The organism is Variovorax sp. DAIF25 (genome assembly GCF_050711835.1).
Lineage (GTDB): Bacteria > Pseudomonadota > Gammaproteobacteria > Burkholderiales > Burkholderiaceae_C > Variovorax.
The window spans coordinates 2,060,730-2,086,279 of sequence record NZ_CP136637.1 but is presented as its reverse complement, the minus strand read 5'-3'; the positions used below and the strand labels follow the sequence as shown (position 1 = coordinate 2,086,279).

The following is a 25,550-nucleotide window of genomic DNA, read 5'->3' as shown; positions in this document are numbered from 1 at the left end:
ATTTAACCTTCCAGACGGAATATAAATGAAGACGAAGACCTGGCGGCAGCTAGGGCTTACCCGAAGCCGCGGGAAAAGGCGCGATCGAAAGGGGCGTTGTCGTCAGCCGCCGCGCGTCGGCGACGCGACGGCGTCGACGCGCGCGAGCCATCGCAGGAAGGCCTCGGCGACGGCCACGGGCTGTTCCAGCGTCGACATGTGGCCGCACTGCGGCACCACGACGAGCTCGACATCGCCGGGCAGCAGGCCCGCCATCTCCTCGCTCAGTGCCGGCGGCGTGATCTGGTCATCGCGACCGCACAGCACCAGGGCCGGCGCCCTCACCGCAGGCAGCAGCTCGCGCGCGTCGCGGCGCTGCATCGCGGCCTTCTGCTGCCGCGTGAAGCCCTCGCCGCCGACCTGCCTTGCCATGTCGGCGAGCAGCTCGAGCAGTGCCCGATCCTGCGCATGCGCTGGGTGCAGCACGCGGGGCGTGAAGCTCTCGACCACCTGGGCGAAGCTCGCGCCGCCCGAGCTCAGCGCCGCCACCATCCGCTGCCGGTTCTGCGTGGCCTCAGGGGGATCGGCGCCTGCACCGGTGTCGAGCAGCGCGAGGCCCGCGATCCTGGCGCCGGCCTGCCGGCACACCTCGAGCGCGACGTAACCGCCCAGCGAGAAACCCGCCAGCGCGAAGCTTTCGTCGGTCATCGCGGCCAGCGCCGTGGCGGCCAGGGCCTCGATGGTGTCGGCCCCATCGGTCGGCGACACGACGACATCGCGCCCGGCGGGCAGCGCCCGTCGCACGGGATCCCAGACGCGCGCGTCGTTCATGAGGCCGGGAAGCAGCAGCAGCGGTACGGTGTTCATCATGGCGAGTCCTCGGGTGGTGGTATGTCGATGAGCTTGTTATAACTATGAAGCCAAGTTCACAGTCAAGTCACCCGGAGCCGTTCCATGTGGATCGCAGAGTTCTCGCAGCAGGCCGGCCTCAGCGTCGCCACCGTCCGCTTCTATGTGCGCAGCGGCCTGCTGCAGCCGAAGACGGGCCTGGCCGGCGGCACGCGGCCCTATCTCGAGTTCTCGCCGCGCGACCTGCGCCTGGTGGCCGCGATCCGCGCGGGCCAGGCCATGGGCATGTCGCTCGCCGAGATCCAGCTGCTGATGAACGAGCGCCGTGCCGGCGGCCGTGGCCGCATGCTGCAGGCCATGCGCGCGCGGCGGGACAGGTTGCGCCAGCAGCAGAAGGAACTCGCCGCGATGCTGCGCTTCGTCGACGCGAAGATCGCCTGGCTGCAGGCCGGCGCGCCCGGGGTTCCGCCCGAGCCGCCGAAGATCGGCCCGCGTTCGCCCGAAGCGGGCCGCGGACTCAGGCCTTGAGCAATCCCTTGGCCACCATGCTCTTCGCGGCCGCCGCGATGGCCTCCCGAGTGTCGCGTGGTGTCCAGCCGAGCACCTGACCAGCCTTCTCGTTGGAGGTCTTCTTGGCGTGGCCGAGATCGGGAATGAAGGGGCGAAGCTCGGCATTGAAGAGCGCGACCGCGCGCAGCACGAGATCGGGGATCGTGCGGGTCGGAACGCGCCTGGCCGCTTCGCCGAGCGCCGCCCTGACGATGGCCCCGATCTCCCGCATCGCCAGCGCTCGGCCATTCGAGAGCAGGAAGCGCTCGCCCGCGGCCGCTGGATGGGTCATCGCCAGGATGTGTGCGTTGGCCACGTCGCGCACGTCGACGATCGGGATGAACAGGTTCGGGAAACCCGGCATGTCCCCATCGAGCATGCGCTGGATCACATGATTGGCCCCGGAGATGTCCTTGCCCATCACCGTTCCCATCACCGCGACGGGAAGCATGGTGGCGAGTTCCAGCCCTCCGCCCTCGGCGGTCATGAAGGACCATGCCGCGCGCTCGGCGAGGGTCTTGCTCTTGCCGTAGGCATCGACGCCGGGGCCGTCGAGAACGGTCCAGTCGTTCTCGGTGAACGTGTGGGCGTCGTGGGGATGTCCCCAGCTCACGGCATGAAACGCCGAGGTGAGGACGACGCGCTTCACGCCCGCGTCGCGCGCGGCCCGCAGCACGCGCAGCGTGCCTTCGCGCGCGGGGACGATCAGGTCGTCCTCGTTCGCCACGTGCCCGGGCTGCACCGGGGATGCGACATGCAGAACGAAGTCGACATCGGCCATGGCCTGCGCCCAGCCTTCGTCGCGCAGGAGGTCGGCAGCGACGAAGCTCAGGCTGTCGCCGTGCACCATGCCCGCGTCCGCGAGCGACGCCCGCACCTCGGCCTCCCTGGCGAGCGATCGGACGGTGGTCCGCACGCGATGATCCTGCGCGAGCAGCTGGAGGATGCAGTGTCCGGCGATGAAGCCGGAGCCGCCTGTGACGAGGACGCGTGTGGAGGTCATGGGAGGGTGCTTTCGTGGTTCATGCCTGGTCGGCGGTCTGACGCTCGCGCCAACGGGAAGGGGTGGTCCGCTCCCAGCCGCGAAACGCGCGGGCGAACGAATTGGGCTCGACGAAGCCGAGCAGCATGGCAATGGCCACCGGATCGAGCACCGTGTTGGCGAGCAGCCGTGTCGCCGTGGTGTGCCTCACCGCGGCGAGCTGCTGCTGGAAGCTCGTCTCGTATTCGTCCAGGCGACGCTGGAGCGTACGGCTACTGAGGTGGAGCCGGCCAGCCACCGCCGCGATGCTGGGTTGCAGGCCTTCGCTCAACTGGCGCGCGATCGCCACGCGGGTCTCGGCCACGAGCGGGGACAGGCCCTCGCCGTGGGCCGCCCTCTGCTCGAGGCCCTCGAGCACTCGCGCGAAGGCCCCGCCATCCGCCGTGACGAACGGCACGTGGAGCGCCGCGCGGTCGAACACCATCGCGTCGTGCGTGGCCCCGAAGACGATGGGACATCCGAAGTGGCGGCGCAGCAGCGCCTGATGCTGGGGCCGACGCGCCAGTTCCAATCGAAGGGGCGCGATCCGTCCGGCGCTGCCATGCCGCGCCAGCTCCCGCAAGGAGGCCATGGTCATGTCGACGAGCAGGCGCGGCACCTCGCTCGTCGCCAGCAGCCAGCGATAGCGCACCGTCGTCTGCTCGCCCACGGTCTCGACCTCGACCAGCTCGGGGCAGGTCAGGCGCTTGTAGCGCGAGAGGGCCGCCAGCGCGCGGCGAAAGTCGGGCGCGTGCAGCGCCACGATCGAGGCCACGCCATAGCCCCGGGCGATCCCTTCGGCACCGAAGCTAAGTCCCGCGGACGGATCGTCGAACGCCTCGTCCGCCGCGGCCCAGATGCGGAAGAACTCGCTCGTGCTCCACGCGTTCGATGGCTTCACGCCGGCACGCTCGCACAGCCGCTCGATGGGGAGTCCGGACTTTGCGAGAACGAGGGGAGACACCGAAAAAGTGTCGTGGCGAGTCATGCGCAAAGAATAGGAGCGCGGGGAGAGCCCGACAAATCCGATCGCGCCAAAAAGGGGACCGCGGGGGTGCGGACCGCTGGTCGACGGCCTGCAGAAAGCTACCGTGCGCGCCGCACCGAAGTCCCGATCGCGATGCCCGCCACGATCAGTCCCGTCGCCAGCAACAGCGCGCCATCGGGCCTTTCGCCCAGCGCGAGATCGGCCGCCAGCAGGCCCACCACCGGCACGCCCAGCAGCCCCATCGAGGTCACGGAGGCCGGCAGGTCGCGGTTCACGGTGTTCATCGCCCAGTAGGCCAGCACGGTGCCGATGAGGTTGCTGTAGCCCAGCAGCGCGACCAGTTCCATCGACCACGCGATGCGCGGCACGCCCTCGATGGCCAGCGCGAGCAGCAGCTGCGCGACGCTCGCCAGCAGCATCTGCCAGGGCAGCAACTGGAACGGCGGCGTGGTCCACCGATGGGCGCGCCCATAGACGATGCAGGCGGCCCAGCAGACGGCGGCCAGCAGGATCAGACCGTGGCCGCGCACCACGTCGGCATCGCGCCAGTCGACGGCCGCGGGCTGCAGCAGCACCAGCAGCCCCGCCACGCCGAGCCCCAGGCCGGCGGCGCGGCGCGCGGTGAAGGCTTCGCCGAGGAAGAAGCGGGCCGCGGGCAGCACCCACAGCGGCGTGGTGTAGGCCAGCACCACCGAGCGGCCCGCGCTCAGGTACTGCAGGCCCAACGCGGCCAGCACCGAGAAGGCCACCATGTGCAGCAGGCCGACGCTCAGGATCACCGGCAGGTCGTGCCGCGTGGGCACGGCCAGCCGGCCCGAGGCCGGCAGCACCACCCACAGCACGATGCACGCCGGCACCATGCGCAGCGTGGTGGCCCAGATCGGCGTCACGTGTTCCAGCACCACCTTGCCGACGCTCCAGTTGACGCCCCAGGCACCGATGACGATCGCGAGGAGAAGGACGGCGGTGCCGCGCGGCGAGGCGTTCGAGGACATGGCTGACGGTGGGCAGGGGATGGACCGGGAGCCGCCCAAGATAAGCCGACTCGGCCGCCTTCGCCAGCGATCCTTCTCTACACTGGCCGTGAAATCAATTCACACCATGGACCTCCAGCAACTCCCCCCGCTGACGGCCCTGCGCGCCTTCGCCGCGGCCGCGCAGGCCGGCAGCGTGGTCGGCGCGGCCGACAAGCTCAACGTCACGCACAGCGCGGTGAGCCACCAGCTCCGGCTCATCGAATCGTGGCTGGGCTGCAAGCTGTTCGACCGCCATGCCGCGGGCGTGACGCTCACCGACGCCGGCCGGCGGCTGTTCGCCAGCACGGCGCGGGCGCTCGACGACATCGGCCAGGTCTGCGCCGAGATCCGCGGCCAGCGGCCCGCCACGGCGCTGACGCTGGCCTGCCCCGGCAGCTTCATGCTGCAGTGGCTGATCCCGCGGCTCGACGATTTCGAGGCGCGGCATCCCCAGGTCGTGCTCAACCTGCAGACCGGCAGCGACCTCGGCCGGCTGCGCGCCGGGCACGTCGATGCACTGGTCTACTGCGGCCGCGGAACGCATCCGCGCGAGGTGAGCGAGATCCCGCTGGCCGACAACGACATCGGGCCGATCTGCACGCCCGCGCAGGCGAAGACGCTGGCCCGGCCACGGGACGTGCTGTCGCATGCGCTGCTGGGCACCGAGTCCTATCCGGCCGGCTGGACGATCTGGGCGCAGGCCCATTGGCTGGACGCCGCGCGGCTGCGGCCGCGGCGTTCGTTCGGCCAGTGGATCTACATGATCCAGGCCACCATCGCCGGTCTCGGCGTGGGCATCGCGCCCTCGGTGCTGGTGCGCGAGGAGCTGGCGCAGGCGCGCATCGCGGCCCCGCTGGGCTTCGTGCCCAGCGGCGACCGCATCTCGCTGTGCGTGCTCAGACGCCGCGCGCAGGAGCCGGCCATCGCCGCGCTCGCCGACTGGCTCGGCACGCTGCACGGCCAGCCAGCAGCCGGTTGACCCTGCGGCCGCGCGGGCGCTACACGATGCCGTGCAGGCACATGTCGCTCGCCTGGTCGGCCAGCGTCTCGAGGCTCAGGCGCCCGGTGGGCTGGTACCAGGTGTAGGTCCAGTTCAGCATGCCGTACATCAGCATCGCGTGCGTGGTCGCGGCCTGGCGGTCCTTGAACTTCTGCGCGTTGATCTCGCGCAGCAGCGCGCACAGGAAGCCCACCAGCTTCTGCTCGTTGGCATTCACCTGCGCGCGCACCTCCTCGGGCAGGTGGTAGACGTCCTCGATCAGCACGGTGTGGCGGTCGCGCTGCTCGTAGTAGTACTTGAGATGCGCGAGGAAGTAGTTGCGCAGCCGCGCGCGCGGATCGATCGGCGCCGACACCAGGTCCGAGGCGATCGCCACCAGCGCGCTCACGTGCTCGCCGAGCATCTCCGCGAGCATCGCTTCCTTCGAGGGGAAGTAGTGGTACATGCGCGACTTCGACGCGTTGCAGGCGGCGCCGATGTCGATGATGTTGGTGTTGCGAAAGCCGTTCTTGGCGAAGAGGGACGCGGCCACGTCGAGGATCGTGGCCCGGATGTCGTCGAAGTTCTCGGATTTGGTTCTGGCCATGTCGGCATCGCCTGCAAAAGAAAAATGGTTCGTTCGAAACACCCGCGCCTCGCGCATGTTTCGTCCGCCCGCCCTGTACGTAGCTGGGCGAAACAGCGAAATTTATTCCGTCCGGACGGCCTACTCTAACCGAGGCCTCGCGGCCTCGCGGCGGGGCCCCTTCCTGATCCTCCCGACCCACCCGCCCCACGGAGCCGCGCATGAATCCCGCTGTACGCCACGCCCTCGCCTCGCTCGTCGTCGCCATCGCCACCACTGCGCAGGCGCAGGATGCGCCCGTGCGCATCGGCATCGCCGCCCCGCTGACCGGTGCCATCGCCCATCTCGGCAAGGACATGGAGAACGGCGCGCGGCTCGCCATCGAGGACCTCAACGCGCAGGGCCTTACGATCGGCGGCCGCCGGCTGCGCTTCGAGACGGTGGTCGAGGACGACCGGGCCGATCCCGCCAGTGCCGCCACCGTGGCGCAGAAGCTGGCCGATATGCAGGTCAACGGCGTCGTCGGCCATCTCAACTCGGGCACCACCATTCCCGCGGCCCGCGTCTACAACGACGCCGGCATCCCGCAGGTCGCGCCGGCCGCGACCAACCCGCAGTACACGCGCGCCGGCTACAGGTTCGCCGCGCGGCTCATGGCGACCGACGTGCAGCAGGCCGACGGCATCGCCGGCTACGTCGCGCGCACGTTGAAGGCGAAGACCGCCGCCGTGATCGACGACCGCACCGCCTATGGCCAGGGCCTGGCCGACCAGGTGGTGGCCGACCTCGGCAAGGCGCAGGTGAAGGTGCTCAAGCGCGAGTTCGGCACCGACCGCGCGACCGACTTCTCGGCCATCCTCACCACCCTGCGCGGCCTCAAGCCCGACGTGATCGTCTACGCGGGCGCCGACGCGCAGGCCGCGCTGGTCAACCGGCAGATGAAGCAGCTCGGCGTGAACGCGACCTTCATCGCAGGCGACGGCGTGTGCACCGGCGAATGGAGCAAGCTCGCGGCCGGCGCCAACGAGGGCGCCTACTGCTCGCAGGCCGGCGCGCCGCGCGAGGCCATGGCCGCCTTCGCGGCCTTCAACCAGCGATACAAGGCGCGCTTCGGCGCCGACGTGATCGTGTTCGCGCCCTATGCCTACGACGCGGTGATGGTGCTGGTGGAGGCGATGAAGAAGGCCGGCTCCACCGATCCCGCGGTGTATGGACCGAAGCTCGCGGGCGTGACGCTCACCGGGCTGATCGGACCGATCGCCTTCGATGCGCGCGGGGACAACCTGCGGGGCACGGTGACGATCTATCAGGTGCGTGGGGGGAAGCTGGTGGTGGCGCCGTAGCGTTGCACCCTGCGCGACTCCGGTCCTACTTCGTGAACCCCTCGCGCTTGCGGATCTCGTCGAGGTAGTTGTAGATCGAGAAACGCGACATGTCGAGCGCCGCCGCCGCGCGGCCCACGCTGCCCTTCACGATGAACAGGCCGCGCCGCAGCATCTCCTCGACGGCGTGCACCTTCTCCTCCTTGTTCATGAGCTGCACCGGCTTGCCGAAGGTGCGGATCGCCGAGCGGATGATCTCGCCCATCAACAGGTCCATGTCGGGCGATTCCTCGCGCGACTCGGGCGTGGCCGCGGGCGCAGGCGCGCCCTGGATCGCATGCTCGAGCCAGGCATGGGCGAGCTTGAACACGGTGAGGTCGGCGTTCATGCACAGCGCCGCAAACGGCGTGCCGTCGGCATCGCGATAGATCACGGTGGCCGATTTCAGCGGCGTGCCGGTGCCGGTCAGCGTGGGATAGACATTGACCACCGAGTGGCCGCTGCCCGAGAGGTCGGTGGCCGCCGACCAGGCGGCGCCGAAGGCGCGGTCGTCCTTCGGGCCGCTGAGGATGGTGCTGCCGACCTTGCGGCCCGACACGTGGCCGTTGGCGATCGCCACCACCGAGGCATCGGGCTGCGTCAGGTCGTGCAGCACCAGTTCGGTGTTCGGCCCGAGCATGCGCCCCATCATCTCCACCACGGGCTTGAGCACCTCGACGATGCGCCGGCGCTCCTCGGCGATGGCCGGCGACACCGTCGCGGCCTTCGAGGGCTTGGCCGCGCGCTGGCGTGCGCGCGAGGCCGACGGCTGCTGCGCGGTCGAACGGGAGCTGGAGGTCTCGGCGGTCTTGCGGGTGGCTGGCATGGACGCGGAAGTCGAAGGAAGGTCGAAGGGGAGTGAAAGCCCTGATCCTTGATTTCAACAAACTGTTGAATACTTGATCTGGCGTTGATTCTGGCACATGTCTTGCAGGTCCGGCCGGCCCTGGGGTCCGCCCGAAACGACGCGGCAACTGTAGGGCAAGGTGCGCCCAGAAATTCAACATTTCGTTGATACATCAACAAGGAGTTCATATCATGCCGAGTTCGAACCATCCCGCCGCGACCGCGGCGCCCCTGCCGGCCTCGCCGCCAGTCACCTCCCGCCGCCATTGGCTCAAGTCCCTCGGCGGCGCTTCCGTCGCGGGCGTGCTCGGCAGCCAGCTCGTCGCCTGCGGCGGTGGCTCGGGCTCGTCGGGCGGTTTCCTGCCCTTCGCCTCGGCCGCGCCGCCGCCGGCCCCGCCGAGCGACACGCCCACCTTGCCCGCCAAGGCGCTGTTCCCCGGCGTGGCCGACCGCGTGTACCTCAACGGCGCGGCCGACCACCCGTGGAACCAGTACGCCACCGATGCGCTGAGTTCCTACGCGCAGTCCAAGCTCTCGCTCGCGAGCGGCAGCGCGACCGCCACCGCGAAGTTCGCGGCGCTGATCAATGCCGATGCCGACGAGATCGCCTACGTGCCCAGCACCTCGATGGGCGAGTACCTCGTGACGCGCGCGCTCGGCCTGCCCGAATCGGGCGGCCGCGTGGTCACCGACGCGCTGCACTTCGTCGGCTCCTTCTACATGTACGAGCAATACCGGCTGCGCGGCCTCGACGTGCTCACGGTGCCGATGGACGCCAACCACCGCATCGCGCTGGCCGATCTCGACAAGGCCATCTCACCCGGCACCAAGCTGGTGGCCATCTCGCACGTGTCGCTCTACAACGGCTTCACGCACGACCTCAAGGCCGTGTGCGATCTCGCGCATTCGCGCGGCGCGCTGGTCTACGTCGACCTGATCCAGTCGGCCGGCGCCGTGCCGGTGGACGTGAAGGCGGCCGGCGTCGACTTCGCGGGCTGCGGCACCTACAAGTGGTTGATGGGCGACTTCGGCTTCGCCTTCCTCTACGTGCGCAAGAGCCTGCTGCCCAAGCTGCAGCGGCCCTGGTACGGCTACCGCCAGACGCGCAATTTCGCGGCGCCGATCCTGCACGTCTATCCGCTCGACCCGCCCGGCAGCGTGCCCTACGAAAGCGTGCAGATCGATTCGGTGTCGGGCTACTTCAGCGGCTCGTTCCCGGCCTCCTCCATCGAGGCCGCCTGCGCGGCGTCCATCGACTGGATCCAGAGCGTGGGCGTCGACAAGATCCAGGCCTGGCGCAAGCCGATGACCGATGCGCTGCAGGCCGGCCTGCGCGCCAAGGGCTTCCAGGTGGTGACGCCGCCCGACAGCAGCTCGCCGATCGTGACCTTCGCCTACGCCAATGCCGCGCAGCTCGCGAGTCGGCTCGCTCCCGACAAGATCGAGATCACGCTGCGCGCCAACCATGCGCGCATCTCGCCGTCCGTCTACAACGACATGGACGACATCGCCAGATTCCTCGCCGCGATCGGAACGCCATGAAACGCCACACCCTCATCGGTGGCGCCGCGCTGGCCTGCCTCGTGCTCGCGACCAGCGCCTGCAGCGTCGCGCCGCGGCATCTCAATTCGGGCAAGGTGCTGCCCACCACCCTGCCCTTCTCCGAGGCCGTGCAGGTCGGCCGCACACTCTACCTGTCGGGCCAGATCGGCAACCTCCCCGGCAGCCTCAAGCTGCCGCCGGGCGGCATCGGCCCCGAGTCGAAGCAGGTGATGGAGAACATCAAGACCACGCTCGAAGCGCATGGCCACACCATGGCCGACGTGGTGAAGTGCACCGCCATGCTGGCCGACATGAGCGAGTGGGGGGCTTTCAACGAGGTCTACAAGGGCTACTTCGCCGAAGGCCGGTATCCGGCGCGCAGTGCCTTCGGTGCGACCGCGCTGGCCTTCAATGCGCGCATCGAGGTGGAGTGCATCGCCGCGAAGTAGCGCCGCTCCACTTCAACGGCGGGCCCGGCCGAAATTCCGTCCATTGAGAGAGAAATGTGCATTTATTCTAAAATGCACACTTTCACTCCAGGACCCTTCCATGCAAGTCGTGACCGCCACCGACGTCAAGAGCCAGCTTGGCGAGCTTTTCGATGCCGTCGAGAAGGACGAGGGCGCCAGCGTTTTGATCGAGCGAAATCGCCGTCCCGCGGCGATGCTCCTGAATGCTCACGTGGCCGAGAAGGCCATCTTGGGGGCCTACGCCCACGGCGTGCTGCCGCGCGCCATCGCCATGCAGCAGCTCGGGCTGGACTGGTATGGCGATCTGCTGCAACGAATGAATCTCCATGGCATCGAGCATCCGTCGGCCTCAGCCGAGGACACGCGTGTCATGAAGCAAGCGGCGGATGATGCGATGCGATCGCTGGGAGAAACCGGTGCGCGTACCGCTCGTTCGAGGAAGGCGAGAGGGTAATGGCCGAGAAGATCCGCATCGTCCTACCGGACACGGGCCCGCTGATCACGCTCGCCCATGCCAATGCGCTCGAAGTGCTGCTGGTCTTCGACGCGCAACAGGTCCAGCTCGTCGTCACCGACATGGTGGAGTTCGAGGCCACGAGGCATCGCAGCACCCGCGAGGATGCCCAGCGAATCTCCGACTTCCTTGAGAAACACGCCGGGCGGATCGTCATCGAGAAAACCGTCTTCGGCCAGATGGCGATCTCGGCGGCGCGCATCTACGAGCGGTACACGGAAAGCCAACAGTTGCGAGACTTCTACGCGACCAGCAACATGCCTGCTCCGTCACCGTTGGCGCCCAACAGCGGAGAACTCTCCATCAACAGCTACGTGTCCGAACTCATCGGGCAACCGCCCGGACCACCTTGCCTGGTCATCGCAGAAGACGACTTCTTCTTGCGATCCACGCCCGGTGCTCTTCCTGGCAATGCGCACATCATCTCGACGGCCACATTGCTGGCGAAGCTGGAGGAGCTGGACCCGAGGTTCAAGGCACGCGACGTGCTGGACGCCGCAAGGCACTACAAGGGCCGCGAGCCCAACCGCGCCACGGTCGACTCGCCGGCTCCCAAGGTCAAGGGCGGCAGCACCTGGGACACTACCGTCGCCGCCGCCCAATTGACCACCAAGCTCACGAAGAAAGGGAATCCCCGGATGAAGGGCTCGGGCAACGGGTCGTAGGCACCCGCTCCTGCCCTGGAGCCCCCGGGGACGGCATCCCCCTTCAATCCTCGACGAACGCCTCTTCGCGCTTCGCCTTCACCGAAGGCAGCAGCACCACCACCAGCAGCAGCAGCGCCGCCGCGAGCAGCCCGGCCGACAGCGGCCGCGTGACGAACACGCTCCAGTCGCCGCGCGACAGCAGCAGCGCGCGCCGCAGGTTCTCTTCCATCATCGGGCCCAGGATAAAGCCCAGCAGCAGCGGCGCGGGCTCGCACTTGAGCTTGAGGAACAGGTAGCCCACGATGCCGAAGATCGCGACCATCCAGACGTCGAAGGTGTTGTTGTTCTCCGAGTACACGCCCACCGCGCAGAACAGCACGATCGAGGGGAACAGCCACTTGTAGGGAATGGTCAGCAGCTTGATCCAGATGCCGATCATCGGCAGGTTCAGCACGATCAGCATCAGGTTGCCGATCCACATCGAGGCGATCAGGCCCCAGAACAGTTCCGGGTTGCTGGTCATCACCTGCGGGCCCGGCTGGATGTTGTGGATCGTCATCGCGCCCACCATCAGCGCCATCACGGCATTGGGCGGAATGCCCAGCGTCAGCAGCGGGATGAACGAGGTCTGCGCACCGGCGTTGTTGGCCGACTCGGGGCCCGCCACGCCGCGGATGTTGCCCTTGCCGAACGGCACCTCGCCGTTCTTGAGCTTGATCTTCTTCTCGATGGTGTACGCCGCGAAGGCCGACAGCAGCGCACCGCCGCCGGGCAAGATGCCCAGGGCCGAGCCGAGCGCGGTGCCGCGCAGCACCGCGGGCGTCATGCGGCGGAAGTCTTCCTTGGTGGGCCACAGGCCCTTGACCTTGGCGGTGAAGACCTCGCGCTCGTGCTCGGGCACCGCGAGGTTGGCGATGATCTCGCCGTAGCCGAACACCCCCATTGCGATGGCGATGAAGCCGATGCCGTCGGTGAGTTCGGGAATGTCGAAGCTGTAGCGCGCCACACCCGAGTTCACGTCGGTGCCCACCAGGCCCAGCGCGAGGCCGAGCAGGATCATGGTGATGGCCTTGAGCAACGAGCCCGAAGCCAGCACCACGGCGCCGATCAGGCCCAGGATCATCAGCGAGAAGTATTCGGCCGGGCCGAACTTGAAGGCCAGCTCGGTCAGCGGCGGCGCGAAGGCGGCCAGGATCAGCGTGCCCACGCAACCGGCGAAGAAGGAACCGAGCCCCGCGGCCGCGAGCGCGGGCCCGGCCCGCCCCTTGCGCGCCATCTGGTAGCCGTCGATCACTGTCACCACCGAGGATGACTCGCCTGGCAGGTTGACCAGGATGGCGGTGGTCGATCCACCGTACTGCGCGCCGTAGTAGATGCCGGCCAGCATGATGAGCGCCGACACCGGTGGCAGCGCATAGGTCGCGGGCAGCAGCATCGCGATGGTGGCGACCGGGCCGATGCCGGGCAGCACGCCGATCAGGGTGCCCAGCAGGCAGCCGACGAAAGCGTAGACCAGGTTCTGCGCCGTGAAGGCGACGCCGAAGCCGATCGAGAGGTTGGTGATCAGGTCCATGGTTCTCTTGTCTTGTTTTTTCGTTCTTCTTGTAGCGAAATCAGCCGGCGATGAAGGTCGGCCAGACCTGGAACTGCAGCTTGAGCGCGACCACGAAGGCCAGGTAGCTGCCGAGCGCGAGCACGGTGGCCAGCAGGGTCACGCCCTTCCAGCCGAAGTTGTCGCCCGCGAGGCTGGCGATGAAGGTCAGCGCATAGATCGCGACGATCAGCCCCATCGACGGCAGGCCGATGCTCGGCAGCCCGCCGAGCAGCACGCCGAAGATCAGGTTGGCGCTGATGATGAACACCAGCGGCTTCCAGGCGATGCGCCCGATCGGCTCGCCGTCGTCGGTCTCCACCGACAGCGCCTTGAGCGTGATCAGCACGCCCATCAGGGCGATGAGGATGCCGACGATCAGCGGGAAGTAGCCCGGGCCCATGCGGGCGCCGGTGCCGACGTTGTAGTTCGTGGCGCCCCATGCGAAGGCCACGCCGAAGGCGCTGAAGAGCACGCCCGAGCAGAAGTCTCTCTGACTCTTGATTCTCACCGTTGATGTCTCCTGGGAATTTCCTGGGACCGCGGCGCGGCCCATGCGGCTGGCACGTGAAAGTGCGAGCCGCCGATCCTAGGAATTCGCGCCCACGCTGTGCGTGAACACACCATTGCCGTTCGGCAATGTGACGCGCCCGCGCCGCGGCTTTGGTGCGTATCGGGCACCACCGTGCGTCCCGTTGCAGGCCTACCGCCGCGCGGTCGTCCTCCCTACGCTCGATGACATCGGCCCCGTGCCGTGTTCCGTGCCCGACAACCCCGGCGTTGGACGGCGATCCGCGGCCAGCCCCCTGGCCGCCTTGGCCCGGCGATCGGGCCGTCCTCTTGGAGATACCGCGATGCTTACCGTAGACAACACCCTGCCTCCCCCGCGCCAGAAGTCCGACGACCTGGTGCCGTCCCGCTACGCGCTGAAGATCGGCAAGATCGATGCGCTGGTGGTCAGCGACGGCGTGCTGCCGCTGCCCACTTCGACCATGGCCACCAACGCGACGCCGGCCGACCTCGCGAAGTGGCTCGACCACATGTTCATGCCGCCCGACAAGTTCGACTGGCCGCTCAACGTGATGGTGGCCCGCAGCGGCGACCAGACCATCCTCATCGACGCCGGCCTGGGCGGCCAGTTCGCGGGCTTCCCGCGCGCCGGCCAGTTCCCGCAGCGGCTGGCCGCGGCGGGCATCGAGCTCGAGGACGTGACCGACGTGATCATCACCCACATGCACATGGACCACGTGGGCGGACTGCTGGTGCCCGAGGTCAAGGCGCGGCTGCGCCCCGACGTCCGCATCCACGTGGCCGCCGCCGAGGTCGCGTTCTGGACCTCGCCCGACTTCTCCCACACCGTGATGCCGACGCCGGTGCCCCCGGTGTTGCGCGCGACCGCCACGAGCTTCTACAACGAGTACCGCGACCGGCTGCGGATCTTCGAGGACCGGCACGAGGTCGCGCCCGGCGTGGTGGTTCGCCTCACGGGCGGCCACACGCCCGGCCACAGCGTGGTCGACCTGACGTCGGAAGGCGAGCGCCTGACCTTCGCGGGCGACGCCATGTTCCCGGTGGCCTTCGACCATCCCGACTGGCAGAACGGCTTCGAGCACGACCCCGAGGAATCGACCCGCGTGCGCGTCGGCCTGTTCAGGGAACTGGCGCAGAACCGCGGACTGCTGGTGGCGGCCCACCTGCCCTTCCCCTCGGTCGGCCGGGTGGCGGTGGATGGCGACGCCTTCCGCTGGGTGCCGGTGCTCTGGGACTACTGAGTCAGTCGCCCGCGCCGGGCAGATCGATGCGCGCGCGCAACCCGGGCGCGGCATCCTCGAATGCGAGCTGCCCGCCATGCAGCGCGATCACCGCGCGCACGCTGGCCAGGCCCAGGCCATGGCCGGGCGTGCTGCGGTCGAGCCGGTGGAAGCGCACGCCGATGCGCTCGCGCTCGGCGGCCGGGATGCCCGGGCCGTCGTCCTGCACGAAGAGCTGCGCGCGGCCGTTCACGGTCTGCGTGCCGATGCACACCACGGCACCCGCGCCGCAGTACTTGAGCGCGTTGTCGACCAGGTTGGCGACCGCGCCCGCGAGCAGGTCGCGGTCGCCGAGCGCCGTGGCCGCCTCGCACGGCGCGCGCCGCAGCACGATGCCCTGCACCTCGGCCACGGCCTCGTAGAGCTCGGCCACGTCGTCGGCGATCACGTGCAGCGCCACCGGCGCGAACTGCTGGCGCCGCGCGCCCGCCTCCACCTCGGCGATCTGCAGCAGCTTCTCGAACACCACCGCGAGCTCCTCGAGCTCGCGGATCGCGGTCGCCACCGCACCGCGCTGCGCATCGTCGGACGGCAGGCCCAGCTCCACCGCGCGCAGCCGCACCAGCACGCGCGTGAGCGGCGTGCGCAGGTTGTGGGCGATGGTGTTGGAGACATGGCGCACGCCGTCCATCAACGACTCGATGCGGTCGAGCATGGCGTTGATGTCCTGCTCGAGCAGCGCGAACTCGTCCTCCTCGCCCGAAGGCGCGACACGCTCCTGCAGCTCGCCGGCCGCGATGCGCGCGGCCGTGCGCCGCACCGCGCCCACGCTGCGCTCGAGCTCCTGCCGGAACACGAAGGTGCCGCCGATCAGCAGCAGCACCGCGACGATGCCGGCCGCGGCACTGGCGCTCGCCACCAGCGACTCGATCGACTCCTGGTCGCGCAGGTCGTGCCCCACGACCAGCGTGGCACCGTCGGGCAACGGCCGCATCACGAGGTAGGCGATGGCACCCTGGCCGCCGCGCAGCACGCGCCGGTGCACGCCGTCGCCCGCGTCGGGCGCGCTCGAGGGCATCTGGTCGAGGTTGCCCGCGAGCTTGCGGCCCTCGCGGTCCACCAGCAGGTAGACCTCGTTGTCGGAATGCCGGTCGTCGGCCAGCACGTGCCCGATCTCGCCCGCCACGCCCTCGAGGCCACGCGCCTCGTGGCGCACCACCAGCTGCTGCACGCTGGCCGCCACCTGGCGCACCATGCGCTGCTGCAGCACGCCCACGGTCTGCATGTAGACGATCGCCAGCGAGGCCAGCATGGTGATCGCGACCAGCAGCCCGTAGTAGAAGGCCAGCCGGAAGCCGACCGAGCGCCAGAGCTGGCGCAGCGCCGGGATCATCGGCGCGCGGGCGCGGCGGCCGGCGCGGCTTCGGGTTCGGGCGGCGCCAGCCGGTAGCCCGCACCGCGCACCGTCTGGATCAGGGTCGGCGCGCCGCCTGCGTCGAGCTTGCCGCGCAGCCGGCTCACCTGCACGTCGATCACGTTGGTCTGCGGATCGAACTGGTAGTCCCACACGGCCTCGAGCAGCATGGTGCGCGTGACCACCTGGCCCGGATGCATCATCAGGTAGGCCAGCAGGCGGAACTCGCGCGGCTGCAGCGCGATGGGACGGCCCGCGCGCTTCACCTGCCGGCTCGCGAGATCGATGGACAGGTCGGCCACCTCGAGCGTGCGGATCTCGGGCCCGGTGCGCGAGCGCCGCACCAGCGCCTCGGCGCGCGCGGCCAGCTCCGAGAACGCGAAGGGCTTGGCCAGGTAGTCGTCGCCGCCGGCCTTGAGGCCGCGCACGCGCTCGTCGAGCGCGCTCAGCGCGCTGAGCACCAGCACCGGCGTCTTCTTGCCGAGCGCGCGCAGGGTCGCGAGGATCGACAGGCCGTCGACCTCGTTCGGCAGCATGCGGTCGAGGATCACGAGGTCCCAGGCTTCGCTGGTGGCGCGCGCCAGCGCATCGGTGCCGTCGCGGCTGATCACCGCCACGTGGCCGAGCGCGCGGAAGCCCTCGGCGATGTAGCGGGCGTTGTCGGCGTCGTCCTCGACGATGAGGCAACGCCACAGGGGAGTGGGATGGATCACGCCTGCGATTGTGCCGCCCGCTGCCGCCCGCTGCCGGCGCTACAGGCTCGCGTCGGCGCGCGCGACGCGCACCACGCGGCCCTGCACCCCGTCCACCAGCAGGTAGAGGCCGCCATCGGGCCCCTGGCGGATGTCGCGGATGCGCTCGCCGAGCTCGGCGAACAGCGGCTCGCGCCGCACCACGCGCGGCGCGGCGTCCTCGCCCGCGAGCTCGATGCGCCACACGGCCTTGCCGGCCAACGCGCCCACGAGCACGCTGCCCTTCCACTCGGGAAACTGGTCGCCGGTGTAGAGGATCAGGTTGCTCGGCGCGATCGCCGGCAGGTCCCAGTGCACGAGCGGCGGCGCGAGGCCGGGCTTGGCGGTGCCCTCGCCGATCGGCGCGCAGGTGTTGTACTCGCAGCCGAAGCTGACGAGGGGCCAGCCGTAGTTGCGGCCCTTGCGCACCACGTTGATCTCGTCGCCGCCCTGCGGTCCGTGCTCCGCCACCCAGAGCTGGCCGGTGCGCGGATGCACGAAGGCGCCCTGCGGATTGCGATGGCCGAGGCTCCAGATCTCGGGCCGCGCGCCCGCGCGCTGCGCGAAGGGGTTGTCGGCCGGAATGCCGCCATCGGTGCGGATGCGCACCGTCTTGCCCTGGTAGTAGCCCAGCGACTGCGCGCGCATGCGGTCCTCGGGCGCATAGCGGTCGCCGAGCGTGAGGAACAGATGGCCGTCCCCCGAGACCGCGAGCCGCCCGCCGAGGTTCTCGCCGACCGCGATCTTCGGCGTCTGGCGGAACAGCACCTTGAGCTGCTCGACGCGCGCGCCGTCGTCGCTGAGCCGCGCCCGCGCCACCGCGATGCCGTTGCGCCCGGCGCGGCTGCGGCGGCGATCGACCTCGGTGTAGCTCAGGTAGATGAGACGGTTGGCCTCGAAGCCCGGATCGATCGTGACGTCGAGCAGCCCGCCATGGCTGCGCCGGTCAACGGCCGGCAGCCCGCGCACCGGCGTCGAGACCTTGTCGCCCTGCGCATCCACGATGCGCAGGCGTCCCGCGCGCTCGGTCACCAGCAGGCGGCCATCGGGCATGAACTCCATGCCCCAGGGCAGCTCGAGTCCGGCCGCATAGGTGCTGGTCTGGAAGGCGGAGGGCGCGGGCCCGCGCGCCGCATCGGCGGCATGCCCGAGCAGGAGACCCACGCACAGCAGGCCGGCGCGCAGCGAGATCGACAGGGAGGGACGGGGTGCGGTGTTCATGTCGAGCGGAACGGCGACCCCGTGACAGGCCGCCATCGCTTCGGATCATAAAAACGATCGGGCGCGCACGAACGCTGCGAACATTACCGTTTGTCCATGTTCGAGCCTCACTCGGACGCGACGCACCTCCACGCACTCAAGGCCTGCGCCGTAGGAATCTCCCCCGAGGCATTGCGCGCCAGCGAAGGCGCGCCACCCCGCGCCTGGTCGTCGTGCACCCAGCGGTCGAGATCGGCCAGCGCGTTCCAGTTCAGCTGCAGGGGCGTGAGGCCGAGCCGCTTGAGCACGGCATTCGTGTTGTAGAAGCCGTGGCTGTAGTCCTCGACGAAATAGGCGCGCACGGTGTTGCGGATGTCGGCGGCCGCGACCTGTCCGCCCGCGGGCAGGCCGTTCAGCTGCCTGACGAATTCGCCGGCCTGCGTGCAAGGCACGAGGAAGTCCGAGGTGCCCTGGTAGATCACGATCTTCTTGCCCTTGCCGCCGTCCCGCTTCTGCCGCGCCGACATCCGCAGGAAGGGCACGAGCTCGGCGGGCCGCACGTTCCACACCGGGGCCAGCTGGTCGAGCAGCCGGTGGTAGCCGTCGTAGTCGGCGCCCGATTCGATCGCGACGTCCGCCAGGTAGCGCGAGGTCGCGCCCAGGCCGTCGCTCATGGTCTGGGGCGACACGTCCTGGCCGAACAGGCTGGTGAGCATGGCGGAGGCGCTGGCCCAGTTGGTCGTCCAGTCGTTGACGGTGTCGGGCACCTGCAAGGTCTTCAGCAGGTTGGTCTCGTCGACCGGCGGCGCGCCCGCGACGATGCCGTCGTAGGCATCGGGCCAGTTGGCGATGGCCTTGAGCGCCTGCCGGCCGCCGGTGGAGATGCCGACGAAGTAGGTGTCGGTGGGCGCCGCGCCGGTGAGCTTCTTCAGCAGGTACAGGCCGACGTCGAGCGATTTCTTGATCGAGTCCTGCCCGAAGTTCTTCACCATCTCCTGCCTCGCGACATCGGCGAGGTTGCGGCCCGGGCGCACGAAGTCGGGATCGAAGGCGCCGTTCGAGCCGTCGGCGCCCGCGTCGCTGAGCACCACGGCGTAGTTGGCCAGCGCCATGCCCTGCAGCGGCAGCGCGAACTGCTGGCTGGTCTGCGTGCCGGCGGCGACCACGTCGGACTTCCAGGCGAAGCCGCCGCCGCCGAGCTGCACGAACTTGCCGTTCCACTGCGCCGGGATGTAGATCTGGTAGTTGATGTCGCGCACGCGGTAGCTCGGGTCCTTCACGGCTGGGTCGACGCCGCCGGGCGAGGTGGGCTGGATCGTGCCCTTGACCAGGCAGTAGGCCGGCAGCGCGAGCCAGACCTGCTGGACGGACGTGACCTTGAAGCCGCCGGTCTTCGGCGAGGGAAAGCGGCTGCCGCGAAAGTCTTTGAGCACGGCGTCCCCGTACTGCGAACCATCGAGCTGGTTCGAGCACGTGCGCACGAGGGTGTTGGCAATGTCGGTGGCCGCCTGGGCCCACGAGGCGAGTGCGCCGCAGGCCAGCGCCACGAGCAGCGCGCGGATCCACCGCGCGAGGTTCTCTGTCTTGGTCAAGATGTGTCTCCAACGTGATCGGTTCGAATTCACAAGACCCCACGCCTGAGCCGGAGCGGGGACCACGCCTTCTTCCAGAGGCGGTGAAATTCTTGATCGCGCTGGAATGGACCGCACTATCCCTGCGGCGCCAATCGAATGACTTCGGGCGCCCGTGGCCCGCGACGCCTCAAGCCTCGCGCCGGATCTGCGGCGCGGGCAATCCCTCGATCATCACGTTGAGGCAGGCGGGCTTGCCGCTCGCGATCGCGCGCCGTGCCGCGTCGGGCAATGCATCGGCCTCGGTGACGAGTTCGCCGTGCGCGCCGAAGGCCTGCGCCACCGCGTCGTAGCGCGTGGGCTGCAGCTCGCAGCCGATCAACCGCTCGGGCCCGTAGTCGCGCAGCTGGATCTGGTATTCGGCGTTCCAGCGCGCGTCGTTGCCCACCACGGCCACGAAGGGCAGGCGGTGGCGAATGGCGGTGTCGAACTCGGCGATGTGGAAGCCCACGGTGCCGTCGCCCATCACGGCGATCACCGGCGCCTCCGGCTGCGCGCAGCGCGCGCCGAGCGCATAGGCGAGTCCGGCGCCGATCGCGCCCGCCACGCCGTTGTTGACGCGGTGCGGCGCGCTCAGGCAGGCCATGGCCCATTGGCCGATCTCGCCGCCATCGCAGACCAGCACCGACTCGGGATGGCTGTCGAGCAGGGCCTGCAGCGGCCGCAGCATCTGTACCGGGTGCAGGCGCTGCGGCAGCGAGGCGCGCGCGTCGTTCCATGCGGCGGGGCGATAGGCGAGCCACGCGTGCGCTTCCTGCAGCCACGACGGGTTCCTGGCGCCCTCCGCGGCCGCGGTCAGCGCCTGCATCGCCGGCCAGGCATCGGCCTGCGCTTCGGTGCGCAGGCGCTCGCCGAGGGCACGGCGGCTGCGCGCGAGTTCATCGGCATCGGGATCGATCTGATGCACTTGCGCATCGACGGCCAAGGCGGTGCCGAACTTCAGCGTGAAGTCCAATCGCTTGCCCAGCAGCAGCACGCAGTCCGCGCGCGCCAGCAGCTGCGCGAAGGCGCCGAGGCTCGCATCGCCGATGCCGCGCGGGCTCTCCATGCCGGCGACCGGCACGCCCGTGGCCTGCTCCAGCGCGGCGATCAGCGCGCGCCCATTGCGCGTGAGGCAGGACGGGCCCGCGAGGATCAGCGGGCGCTCGGCCTCGGCGAGCTGCCGGGCCAGCTCGGTCGCGAGCGCAGGGTCCAGCAACCGCGGCTCGGGCGCGAAGGCTTCAGGGCCGAAGGCGGGCACGGTGGTCGCGCCCTCGAGCACATCGCTCGGCAGGCTCAGGTGCACCGGGCCGGGCCGCCCCGACTTCGCGATACGGATGGCCTTGGCGACATCGCCCGCCACCGCGTCGGCACTGGCGCAGCGCCACGACGCCTTGCAGACCGGCTCGGCCATGTCGGCCTGACGCATCTCCTGGAACGCACCCTGGCCCAACTGGTCGTTCGGCGCATGGCCCGACAGCAGCACCACCGGCGCCTCGGCCATCTGCGCGGTGTACAGCGCGGCCACGGCATTCGCATGGCCTGGACCGCCGGTGACCAGCGCGATGCCGACCTCGCCCGACACCCGCGACCAGGCATCGGCCATGTGCACGGTGCTGGCCTCGTGGCGCACGTGCACGAGTTCGATGCCCGAGCCGAAGGCCGCGTCGAACACCGGCATGACGTGGTTGCCCGAGAGCGTGAAGATGCGTGCGACGCGGGCTGCGCGCAGGCATTCGATCAGCGCATCGGCGCCGCGAAAGATTCGGGTGGAGGGCATGCAACGGACAAGGGGGAGCTATGACTTGCGCGATTTTCCGGGCAACAGCGCCGCGACCACGCCGAGCAGCGGCAGGTAGGCGATCGCCTGGTAGACGAAGGCGATGCTGGTGTGGTCGGCCAGCAGGCCCAGCACCGCGGCGCCCAGGCCGCCCATGCCGAAGGCGAAGCCGAAGAACAGCCCCGAGACCATGCCGACCTTGCCCGGCATCAGCTCCTGCGCGTAGACGAGGATGGCCGAGAAGGCCGAGGACAGCACCAGCCCGATGACGATGGTCAGCGTGGTGGTCCAGAACAGGTCCGCATGCGGCAGCAGCAGCGCGAACGGCGCCACGCCCAGGATCGACACCCAGATCACCGGCTTGCGGCCGATGCGGTCGCCGACCGGCCCGCCGAGCACCGTGCCCACGGCCGAGGCGAACAGGAAGAAGAACAGGTGCAGCTGCGCGCTCTGCACCGTGAGGCCGAAGCGGTCCATCAGGTAGAAGGTGTAGAAGCTGCTGATGCCCGCCACGTAGAAGTACTTCGAGAAGATCAGCACCAGCAGCACCGTGATGGCGCCCAGCACCACGCGGCGCGGATAGGGCGACTCGACCGCGCCCTTCTTGCGCACGCCGGCCGTGACGTGATGGAAGGCATACCAGCGGCTCACCTGCAGCAGCAGGCCGATGCCCAGCAGCGCGGCCAGGCCGAACCAGGCCACGCTGTGCTGGCCGAAGGGCACGATGACCGCGGCCGCGAGCAGCGGTCCGATGGCCGTGCCGAGGTTGCCGCCGACCTGGAACACCGACTGCGCGAGCCCGTGCTGGCCGCCCGAGGCGAGCCGCGCGATGCGCGAGGACTCCGGATGGAAGATCGACGAGCCGAGCCCCACGAAGGCCGCGGCCAGCAGCACGATGCCGAAGCTGGGCGCGAAGGCCAAAAGCAGCAGGCCGATCAGGGTGGCCGTCATGCCGATGGGCAGCGAGTAGGGCTGCGGACGCCGGTCGGTGAACAGGCCGATCAGCGGCTGCAGCAGCGAGGCCGTGAGCTGGTAGGTCAGCGTGATCAGGCCGATCTGCGCGAAGCTCAGCGAGAACGCGCCCTTGAGGATCGGGTACATCGCGAGGATCAGCGACTGCATCATGTCGTTGACCATGTGCGCGCTGCTGATGGCGCCCAGGATGCCGACGGCGGGCTTGGCCTTCGCGGGACTGGCGGCGGCAACGCTCGCTGGCGTGGCCTGGGATTCGAGGGGGGCGGTCGCGGAAGGCGGCATGGGAACTTTCACACTGGGGAGACGGGACCGGCCGGCACGAGGGGCGCGAGTTCGGGAGGAACGGGCCGCCGGCGCCCCGGAATTATGGGAGGATGCGCTTCGCCTGTCTTGCGCCAACCGACCAACACCTTTCGCAAAAAGGACATGAACCTCCCGCGCCGTCCCAAGTCATTGCCCGAGGTGCTGCGCGAGATCGAGGGCGAGTCCTCGCCGATCGCGGGCCGCGCCACCGACTACCCCGCCGGCTGGCATATCCGGTCGCACCAGCACACCAAGCACCAGCTCATCTATGCCCTGCGCGGCGTGATGGTGGTGCAGGCCGAGGCCGGCCGCTGGGTGGTGCCGCCCACGCGCGCCATCTGGATGGCCGCGGGCATGGCGCACGAGATCCGCTGCGTCGGCGAGGTCCACATGCGCAGCCTGCTGGTGAAGCCCGAGGTGGCGCCGAAGACCCTGACCGCGACGCAGGCCGTGGGCATTCCCCCGCTGCTGCGCGAACTGATCCGCGCGGCGATGGAAGTGAAACAACCCTATGCGCCCGGCACCCGCGACGGCCGGCTGATGCGCTTCATCCTCGACGAGCTGCGCAGCCTGCCCGTGCTGCCGCTGCACCTGCAGATGCCCGCCGACCCGCGGCTTTTGCGCATCTGCGAACGGCTGCAGCAGCGCCTGGACGATGCCTCCACCCTGGCCGACTGGGCCGGGCGGCTGTCGCTCGACGTGAAGACCATCCAGCGCCTGTTCATGAAGGAAACCGGCATGACCTTCGGCCAGTGGCGCCAGCAGGCCCGGCTGCTGCGCGCGCTGGAGCTGCTGGCCGATGGCGAGAAGATCATCGACATCGCGCTGCGCCTGGGCTACGACAGTCCCGGGGCCTTCGCGACCATGTTCCGCAAGCACTTCGGGCAGACGCCGAGCCAGTTCTTCGCCGAGCCCTGAGCCGGCGCGCTACGGGTCAGGCGTCGGTGCACTCCAGCGCGAAGGTCGGCACCTCCGCCTGGCGGCTCAACCACACGCCGCCACCCATTTCCTTGAAGCCGCGCGTCAGCCCGCGCCTATAAACCTGCGCGCGATGGCGGAACAGCCGCGGGTCGCTGAGGTCCTCGTCGACCACGTCCTGCTCGAAGTCCTCCTGTGTCACGGCCTCGAGGTAGAGCGCGCCCGCGCTCAGCGATCCGAGGTTGCGCAGCGCGCTCTTCAGATCGGAGGGTTCGAGGTAGGCCAGCACGCCCTGGCAGATCACGAGGTCGAAGCGCTCCCTGGCGCGGTAGTCGACCACCGAGCCCCGCTCCCAGCCGTAGCGCTCGCACAGGTACTCGCTGAACTCCACGCCGTGGTAGCTGGCCTTCGGAAAATGCAACGCGATGGCATCGCGCCAGTGGCCGATGCCGCAGCCCATGTCGAGCACGCGCCGCACGGGCACGCGCAGGTACTTGAGGTACGAACAGACGAAGGCCGCGAGACGCTCGGCGTGCTGCGGGTCGACCACCTTCGTTTTCTTGTCGAAGTAGTAACGCCGGTAGTAGGCCTCGTCGAAGGTCGCCGCGTCGGCAGATTGCATGCAGGTTGTCTTTCAGGGAGTGGTTCGCGAAGGCCGGCAGGACCGGGAAGCTGCCGGCGGCGGAAAGTACCGCATGATCGCAGACGGCCTGACGCTCCTCGGTCGGGCCTGGGGGAAGCCATCAATAGGACTTCGGCAGGCCCAACACCCGCTCCGCGATGAAGTTCATGATCATCTGGGGGCTCACCGGTGCGATGCGCGGGATATAGCTCTCGCGCAGCAGGCGCTCGACGTGGTACTCCTTGGCGTAGCCCATGCCGCCGAGCGTGAGGATGGCGTTCTGACAGGCATCGTGCGCGGCCTCTGCCGCGAGGTACTTGGCCGTGTTGGCCTCGGCGCCGCAGGGCTCGCCCGCGTCGTAGAGCGCGGCGGCCTTCATCACCGTCAGGTCGGCCGCCTCCAGGTTCATCCAGGCGCGCGCCAGCGGATGCGACACGCCCTGGTTCTGCCCGATGGGCCGACCGAAAACGACGCGCTCGCTCGCGTACTGCGCCGCGATGCGCAGTGCCGCGCGCCCCAGGCCCACCGCCTCGGCGGCGATCAGGATGCGCTCCGGGTTCATGCCGTGCAGGATGTACTCGAAGCCGCGGCCCTCCTCGCCGATACGATCGTCGTGCGGCACCGCCAGGCCATCGATGAACAGCATGTTGGAATCCACCGCGGCACGGCCGAGCTTGTGGATCTCGCGCACTTCGACGCGACTGCGGTCGAGCGCGGTGTAGAAGAGCGTCAAACCCTGGGTGGGCTTGGCCACGTCCTCCAGCGGCGTCGTGCGCGTGAGGATCAGCATCCGGTCGGCCACCTGGGCGGTGGAGATCCAGATCTTTCGGCCATGGAGCAGGTAATTGCCATCCGGCTGTCGCAGCGCCTGTGTCTTCAGGCGCGCGGTGTCCAGCCCCGCATCGGGCTCGGTCACCGCGAAGCAGGCTTTCTCCGTGCCCTCGATCAGCGGCGGCAGGAAGCGCGCCTTCTGCGCCGGGCTGCCGAACACCACCACCGGGTTGAGGCCGAAGATGTTCATGTGGATCGCCGAGGCGCCCGTCATGCCGGCGCCGCTCGCGCTGATCGTGCGCATCATCAGCGCCGCCTCGGTGATGCCCAGCCCTGCACCGCCCTGGGCCTCGGGCATCGCGATGCCAAGAAACCCGCTGGCGGCTACGGCCTGGTGAAAGGCATGCGGGAACACCGCCTTCTCGTCCTGCTCGCGCCAGTACTCGATCGGGAAGTCCTCGCACAGCCGCTCGATGGCATGCACCAGCGCGCGCTGTTCCCCGGTCAACGTGAAATCCATGGTCGGTCTCCTGCAAT

Annotated in this window: 25 protein-coding genes; 9 read left to right on the top strand and 16 right to left on the bottom strand. The window is 69.3% G+C overall.

Features of this window, described 5'->3' with window-relative positions; translation table 11 throughout:
• Positions 1 to 102: 102 nt before the first annotated feature.
• Positions 103 to 849: an alpha/beta fold hydrolase gene (locus R0232_RS44115; RefSeq protein ID WP_431513542.1), complete on the bottom strand. Its 747-nt coding sequence runs from the start codon at positions 847 to 849 to the stop codon at positions 103 to 105.
• A gap of 84 nt (positions 850 to 933) precedes the next feature.
• Between R0232_RS44115 and R0232_RS44110 the strand changes: the two genes are divergently transcribed.
• Positions 934 to 1,356 (top strand): MerR family transcriptional regulator, encoded by a 423-nt coding sequence (locus tag R0232_RS44110; RefSeq protein WP_431513541.1) that lies wholly within the window; start codon positions 934 to 936, stop codon positions 1,354 to 1,356.
• Here the strand turns inward: R0232_RS44110 and R0232_RS44105 are convergent.
• The 3 genes from R0232_RS44105 to R0232_RS44095 form a co-directional block, all read right to left on the bottom strand.
• Positions 1,346 to 2,380, bottom strand: coding sequence for an SDR family oxidoreductase (locus R0232_RS44105; RefSeq protein ID WP_431513540.1), 1,035 nt, complete (start codon positions 2,378 to 2,380; stop codon positions 1,346 to 1,348). The two genes, R0232_RS44110 and R0232_RS44105, sit on opposite strands and share 11 nt — an antisense overlap.
• Before the next feature lie 19 nt (positions 2,381 to 2,399).
• Positions 2,400 to 3,386 carry an AraC family transcriptional regulator ligand-binding domain-containing protein gene (locus R0232_RS44100; protein WP_431513539.1) on the bottom strand — a complete coding sequence of 329 codons (987 nt, stop codon included), beginning with the start codon at positions 3,384 to 3,386 and terminating at the stop codon, positions 2,400 to 2,402.
• A 98-nt stretch (positions 3,387 to 3,484) separates the two neighbouring features.
• Complete coding sequence (locus tag R0232_RS44095) at positions 3,485 to 4,381, bottom strand: DMT family transporter (RefSeq protein ID WP_431513538.1); 897 nt, start codon at positions 4,379 to 4,381, stop codon at positions 3,485 to 3,487.
• A gap of 106 nt (positions 4,382 to 4,487) precedes the next feature.
• Here R0232_RS44095 and R0232_RS44090 point away from each other — a divergent pair, with 106 nt between their 5' ends.
• Positions 4,488 to 5,381, top strand: coding sequence for a LysR substrate-binding domain-containing protein (locus R0232_RS44090; RefSeq protein WP_431513537.1), 894 nt, complete (start codon positions 4,488 to 4,490; stop codon positions 5,379 to 5,381).
• A 19-nt stretch (positions 5,382 to 5,400) separates the two neighbouring features.
• Here the strand turns inward: R0232_RS44090 and R0232_RS44085 are convergent, their stop codons facing one another.
• Positions 5,401 to 5,988: a TetR/AcrR family transcriptional regulator gene (locus tag R0232_RS44085; protein ID WP_093352991.1), complete on the bottom strand. Its 588-nt coding sequence runs from the start codon at positions 5,986 to 5,988 to the stop codon at positions 5,401 to 5,403.
• A 200-nt stretch (positions 5,989 to 6,188) separates the two neighbouring features.
• Between R0232_RS44085 and R0232_RS44080 the strand changes: the two genes are divergently transcribed.
• Complete coding sequence (locus tag R0232_RS44080; protein ID WP_431513536.1) at positions 6,189 to 7,310, top strand: branched-chain amino acid ABC transporter substrate-binding protein; 1,122 nt, start codon at positions 6,189 to 6,191, stop codon at positions 7,308 to 7,310.
• 25 nt (positions 7,311 to 7,335) lie between these two features.
• Here the strand turns inward: R0232_RS44080 and R0232_RS44075 are convergent, their stop codons facing one another.
• Entirely contained in the window at positions 7,336 to 8,154 is an 819-nt protein-coding gene (locus R0232_RS44075; RefSeq protein ID WP_431513535.1) for a helix-turn-helix transcriptional regulator, read from the bottom strand.
• A 212-nt stretch (positions 8,155 to 8,366) separates the two neighbouring features.
• On the opposite strand from R0232_RS44075, the gene R0232_RS44070 reads away from it, so the two are divergent.
• The 4 genes from R0232_RS44070 (at position 8,367) to R0232_RS44055 (ending at position 11,365) form a co-directional block, all read left to right on the top strand.
• Positions 8,367 to 9,716 carry an aminotransferase class V-fold PLP-dependent enzyme gene (locus R0232_RS44070; RefSeq protein ID WP_431513534.1) on the top strand — a complete coding sequence of 450 codons (1,350 nt, stop codon included), beginning with the start codon at positions 8,367 to 8,369 and terminating at the stop codon, positions 9,714 to 9,716.
• Positions 9,713 to 10,165 (top strand): RidA family protein, encoded by a 453-nt coding sequence (locus tag R0232_RS44065; protein ID WP_208514179.1) that lies wholly within the window; start codon positions 9,713 to 9,715, stop codon positions 10,163 to 10,165. Before R0232_RS44070 ends, R0232_RS44065 begins: the two co-directional genes overlap by 4 nt.
• A 100-nt stretch (positions 10,166 to 10,265) precedes the next feature.
• Positions 10,266 to 10,640, top strand: coding sequence for a hypothetical protein (locus R0232_RS44060; protein ID WP_431513533.1), 375 nt, complete (start codon positions 10,266 to 10,268; stop codon positions 10,638 to 10,640).
• Positions 10,640 to 11,365, top strand: coding sequence for a hypothetical protein (locus tag R0232_RS44055; protein ID WP_431513532.1), 726 nt, complete (start codon positions 10,640 to 10,642; stop codon positions 11,363 to 11,365). Before R0232_RS44060 ends, R0232_RS44055 begins: the two co-directional genes overlap by 1 nt.
• 43 nt (positions 11,366 to 11,408) lie before the next feature.
• Here the strand turns inward: R0232_RS44055 and R0232_RS44050 are convergent, their stop codons facing one another.
• The gene (locus tag R0232_RS44050) at positions 11,409 to 12,920 is read right to left on the bottom strand and encodes a tripartite tricarboxylate transporter permease (protein WP_093352978.1); all 1,512 of its coding nucleotides are present in this window, start codon (positions 12,918 to 12,920) and stop codon (positions 11,409 to 11,411) included.
• Positions 12,921 to 12,960: 40 nt separating this feature from the next.
• Positions 12,961 to 13,449 (bottom strand): tripartite tricarboxylate transporter TctB family protein, encoded by a 489-nt coding sequence (locus tag R0232_RS44045; RefSeq protein WP_208514180.1) that lies wholly within the window; start codon positions 13,447 to 13,449, stop codon positions 12,961 to 12,963.
• 343 nt (positions 13,450 to 13,792) lie between these two features.
• On the opposite strand from R0232_RS44045, the gene R0232_RS44040 reads away from it, so the two are divergent.
• A complete protein-coding gene (locus R0232_RS44040; protein WP_431513531.1) occupies positions 13,793 to 14,710 on the top strand; it encodes an MBL fold metallo-hydrolase in 918 nt (305 codons plus the stop codon).
• A 1-nt stretch (position 14,711) separates the two neighbouring features.
• Here the strand turns inward: R0232_RS44040 and R0232_RS44035 are convergent, their stop codons facing one another.
• From R0232_RS44035 to R0232_RS44010, 6 genes are all read right to left on the bottom strand, one after another.
• Positions 14,712 to 16,082: an ATP-binding protein gene (locus tag R0232_RS44035; RefSeq protein ID WP_431513530.1), complete on the bottom strand. Its 1,371-nt coding sequence runs from the start codon at positions 16,080 to 16,082 to the stop codon at positions 14,712 to 14,714.
• Positions 16,079 to 16,798 (bottom strand): response regulator transcription factor, encoded by a 720-nt coding sequence (locus R0232_RS44030; protein ID WP_208514190.1) that lies wholly within the window; start codon positions 16,796 to 16,798, stop codon positions 16,079 to 16,081. The genes R0232_RS44035 and R0232_RS44030 overlap by 4 nt, the downstream gene beginning before the upstream one ends.
• 57 nt (positions 16,799 to 16,855) lie before the next feature.
• A complete protein-coding gene (locus R0232_RS44025; protein WP_431513529.1) occupies positions 16,856 to 18,055 on the bottom strand; it encodes a PQQ-dependent sugar dehydrogenase in 1,200 nt (399 codons plus the stop codon).
• A gap of 107 nt (positions 18,056 to 18,162) precedes the next feature.
• Positions 18,163 to 19,626 carry a tannase/feruloyl esterase family alpha/beta hydrolase gene (locus R0232_RS44020; protein WP_431513528.1) on the bottom strand — a complete coding sequence of 488 codons (1,464 nt, stop codon included), beginning with the start codon at positions 19,624 to 19,626 and terminating at the stop codon, positions 18,163 to 18,165.
• Between the two features lie 169 nt (positions 19,627 to 19,795).
• Positions 19,796 to 21,424: a thiamine pyrophosphate-binding protein gene (locus R0232_RS44015; protein WP_431513527.1), complete on the bottom strand. Its 1,629-nt coding sequence runs from the start codon at positions 21,422 to 21,424 to the stop codon at positions 19,796 to 19,798.
• Between the two features lie 18 nt (positions 21,425 to 21,442).
• Positions 21,443 to 22,681, bottom strand: a complete 1,239-nt coding sequence (locus R0232_RS44010; RefSeq protein ID WP_431513526.1) for an MFS transporter — start codon at positions 22,679 to 22,681, stop codon at positions 21,443 to 21,445.
• A gap of 144 nt (positions 22,682 to 22,825) precedes the next feature.
• Here R0232_RS44010 and R0232_RS44005 point away from each other — a divergent pair, with 144 nt between their 5' ends.
• Entirely contained in the window at positions 22,826 to 23,620 is a 795-nt protein-coding gene (locus tag R0232_RS44005) for an AraC family transcriptional regulator (protein ID WP_208508216.1), read from the top strand.
• Positions 23,621 to 23,636: 16 nt separating this feature from the next.
• Here R0232_RS44005 and R0232_RS44000 read toward each other — a convergent pair whose 3' ends face one another.
• Positions 23,637 to 24,242 carry a class I SAM-dependent methyltransferase gene (locus R0232_RS44000; RefSeq protein ID WP_431513525.1) on the bottom strand — a complete coding sequence of 202 codons (606 nt, stop codon included), beginning with the start codon at positions 24,240 to 24,242 and terminating at the stop codon, positions 23,637 to 23,639.
• A 121-nt stretch (positions 24,243 to 24,363) separates the two neighbouring features.
• The gene (locus R0232_RS43995; protein WP_431513524.1) at positions 24,364 to 25,533 is read right to left on the bottom strand and encodes an acyl-CoA dehydrogenase family protein; all 1,170 of its coding nucleotides are present in this window, start codon (positions 25,531 to 25,533) and stop codon (positions 24,364 to 24,366) included.
• Between the last annotated feature and the right edge of the window lie 17 nt (positions 25,534 to 25,550).

What these genes read in the sequence shown, in the direction of transcription:
- R0232_RS44115 (WP_431513542.1), bottom strand. Translation starts at nt 849, where the DNA reads ATGATGAACACCGTACCGCTGCTGCTGCTTCCCGGCCTCATGAACGAC.
- R0232_RS44075 (WP_431513535.1), bottom strand. Translation starts at nt 8,154, where the DNA reads ATGCCAGCCACCCGCAAGACCGCCGAGACCTCCAGCTCCCGTTCGACC.
- R0232_RS44005 (WP_208508216.1), top strand. Translation starts at nt 22,826, where the DNA reads ATGAACCTCCCGCGCCGTCCCAAGTCATTGCCCGAGGTGCTGCGCGAG.
- R0232_RS44110 (WP_431513541.1), top strand. Translation starts at nt 934, where the DNA reads ATGTGGATCGCAGAGTTCTCGCAGCAGGCCGGCCTCAGCGTCGCCACC.
- R0232_RS44090 (WP_431513537.1), top strand. Translation starts at nt 4,488, where the DNA reads ATGGACCTCCAGCAACTCCCCCCGCTGACGGCCCTGCGCGCCTTCGCC.
- R0232_RS44035 (WP_431513530.1), bottom strand. Translation starts at nt 16,082, where the DNA reads ATGATCCCGGCGCTGCGCCAGCTCTGGCGCTCGGTCGGCTTCCGGCTG.
- R0232_RS43995 (WP_431513524.1), bottom strand. Translation starts at nt 25,533, where the DNA reads ATGGATTTCACGTTGACCGGGGAACAGCGCGCGCTGGTGCATGCCATC.
- R0232_RS44025 (WP_431513529.1), bottom strand. Translation starts at nt 18,055, where the DNA reads ATGAACACCGCACCCCGTCCCTCCCTGTCGATCTCGCTGCGCGCCGGC.
- R0232_RS44000 (WP_431513525.1), bottom strand. Translation starts at nt 24,242, where the DNA reads ATGCAATCTGCCGACGCGGCGACCTTCGACGAGGCCTACTACCGGCGT.
- R0232_RS44050 (WP_093352978.1), bottom strand. Translation starts at nt 12,920, where the DNA reads ATGGACCTGATCACCAACCTCTCGATCGGCTTCGGCGTCGCCTTCACG.
- R0232_RS44065 (WP_208514179.1), top strand. Translation starts at nt 9,713, where the DNA reads ATGAAACGCCACACCCTCATCGGTGGCGCCGCGCTGGCCTGCCTCGTG.
- R0232_RS44095 (WP_431513538.1), bottom strand. Translation starts at nt 4,381, where the DNA reads ATGTCCTCGAACGCCTCGCCGCGCGGCACCGCCGTCCTTCTCCTCGCG.
- R0232_RS44040 (WP_431513531.1), top strand. Translation starts at nt 13,793, where the DNA reads ATGCTTACCGTAGACAACACCCTGCCTCCCCCGCGCCAGAAGTCCGAC.
- R0232_RS44085 (WP_093352991.1), bottom strand. Translation starts at nt 5,988, where the DNA reads ATGGCCAGAACCAAATCCGAGAACTTCGACGACATCCGGGCCACGATC.
- R0232_RS44105 (WP_431513540.1), bottom strand. Translation starts at nt 2,380, where the DNA reads ATGACCTCCACACGCGTCCTCGTCACAGGCGGCTCCGGCTTCATCGCC.
- R0232_RS44070 (WP_431513534.1), top strand. Translation starts at nt 8,367, where the DNA reads ATGCCGAGTTCGAACCATCCCGCCGCGACCGCGGCGCCCCTGCCGGCC.
- R0232_RS44010 (WP_431513526.1), bottom strand. Translation starts at nt 22,681, where the DNA reads ATGCCGCCTTCCGCGACCGCCCCCCTCGAATCCCAGGCCACGCCAGCG.
- R0232_RS44055 (WP_431513532.1), top strand. Translation starts at nt 10,640, where the DNA reads ATGGCCGAGAAGATCCGCATCGTCCTACCGGACACGGGCCCGCTGATC.
- R0232_RS44080 (WP_431513536.1), top strand. Translation starts at nt 6,189, where the DNA reads ATGAATCCCGCTGTACGCCACGCCCTCGCCTCGCTCGTCGTCGCCATC.
- R0232_RS44060 (WP_431513533.1), top strand. Translation starts at nt 10,266, where the DNA reads ATGCAAGTCGTGACCGCCACCGACGTCAAGAGCCAGCTTGGCGAGCTT.
- R0232_RS44015 (WP_431513527.1), bottom strand. Translation starts at nt 21,424, where the DNA reads ATGCCCTCCACCCGAATCTTTCGCGGCGCCGATGCGCTGATCGAATGC.
- R0232_RS44100 (WP_431513539.1), bottom strand. Translation starts at nt 3,386, where the DNA reads ATGACTCGCCACGACACTTTTTCGGTGTCTCCCCTCGTTCTCGCAAAG.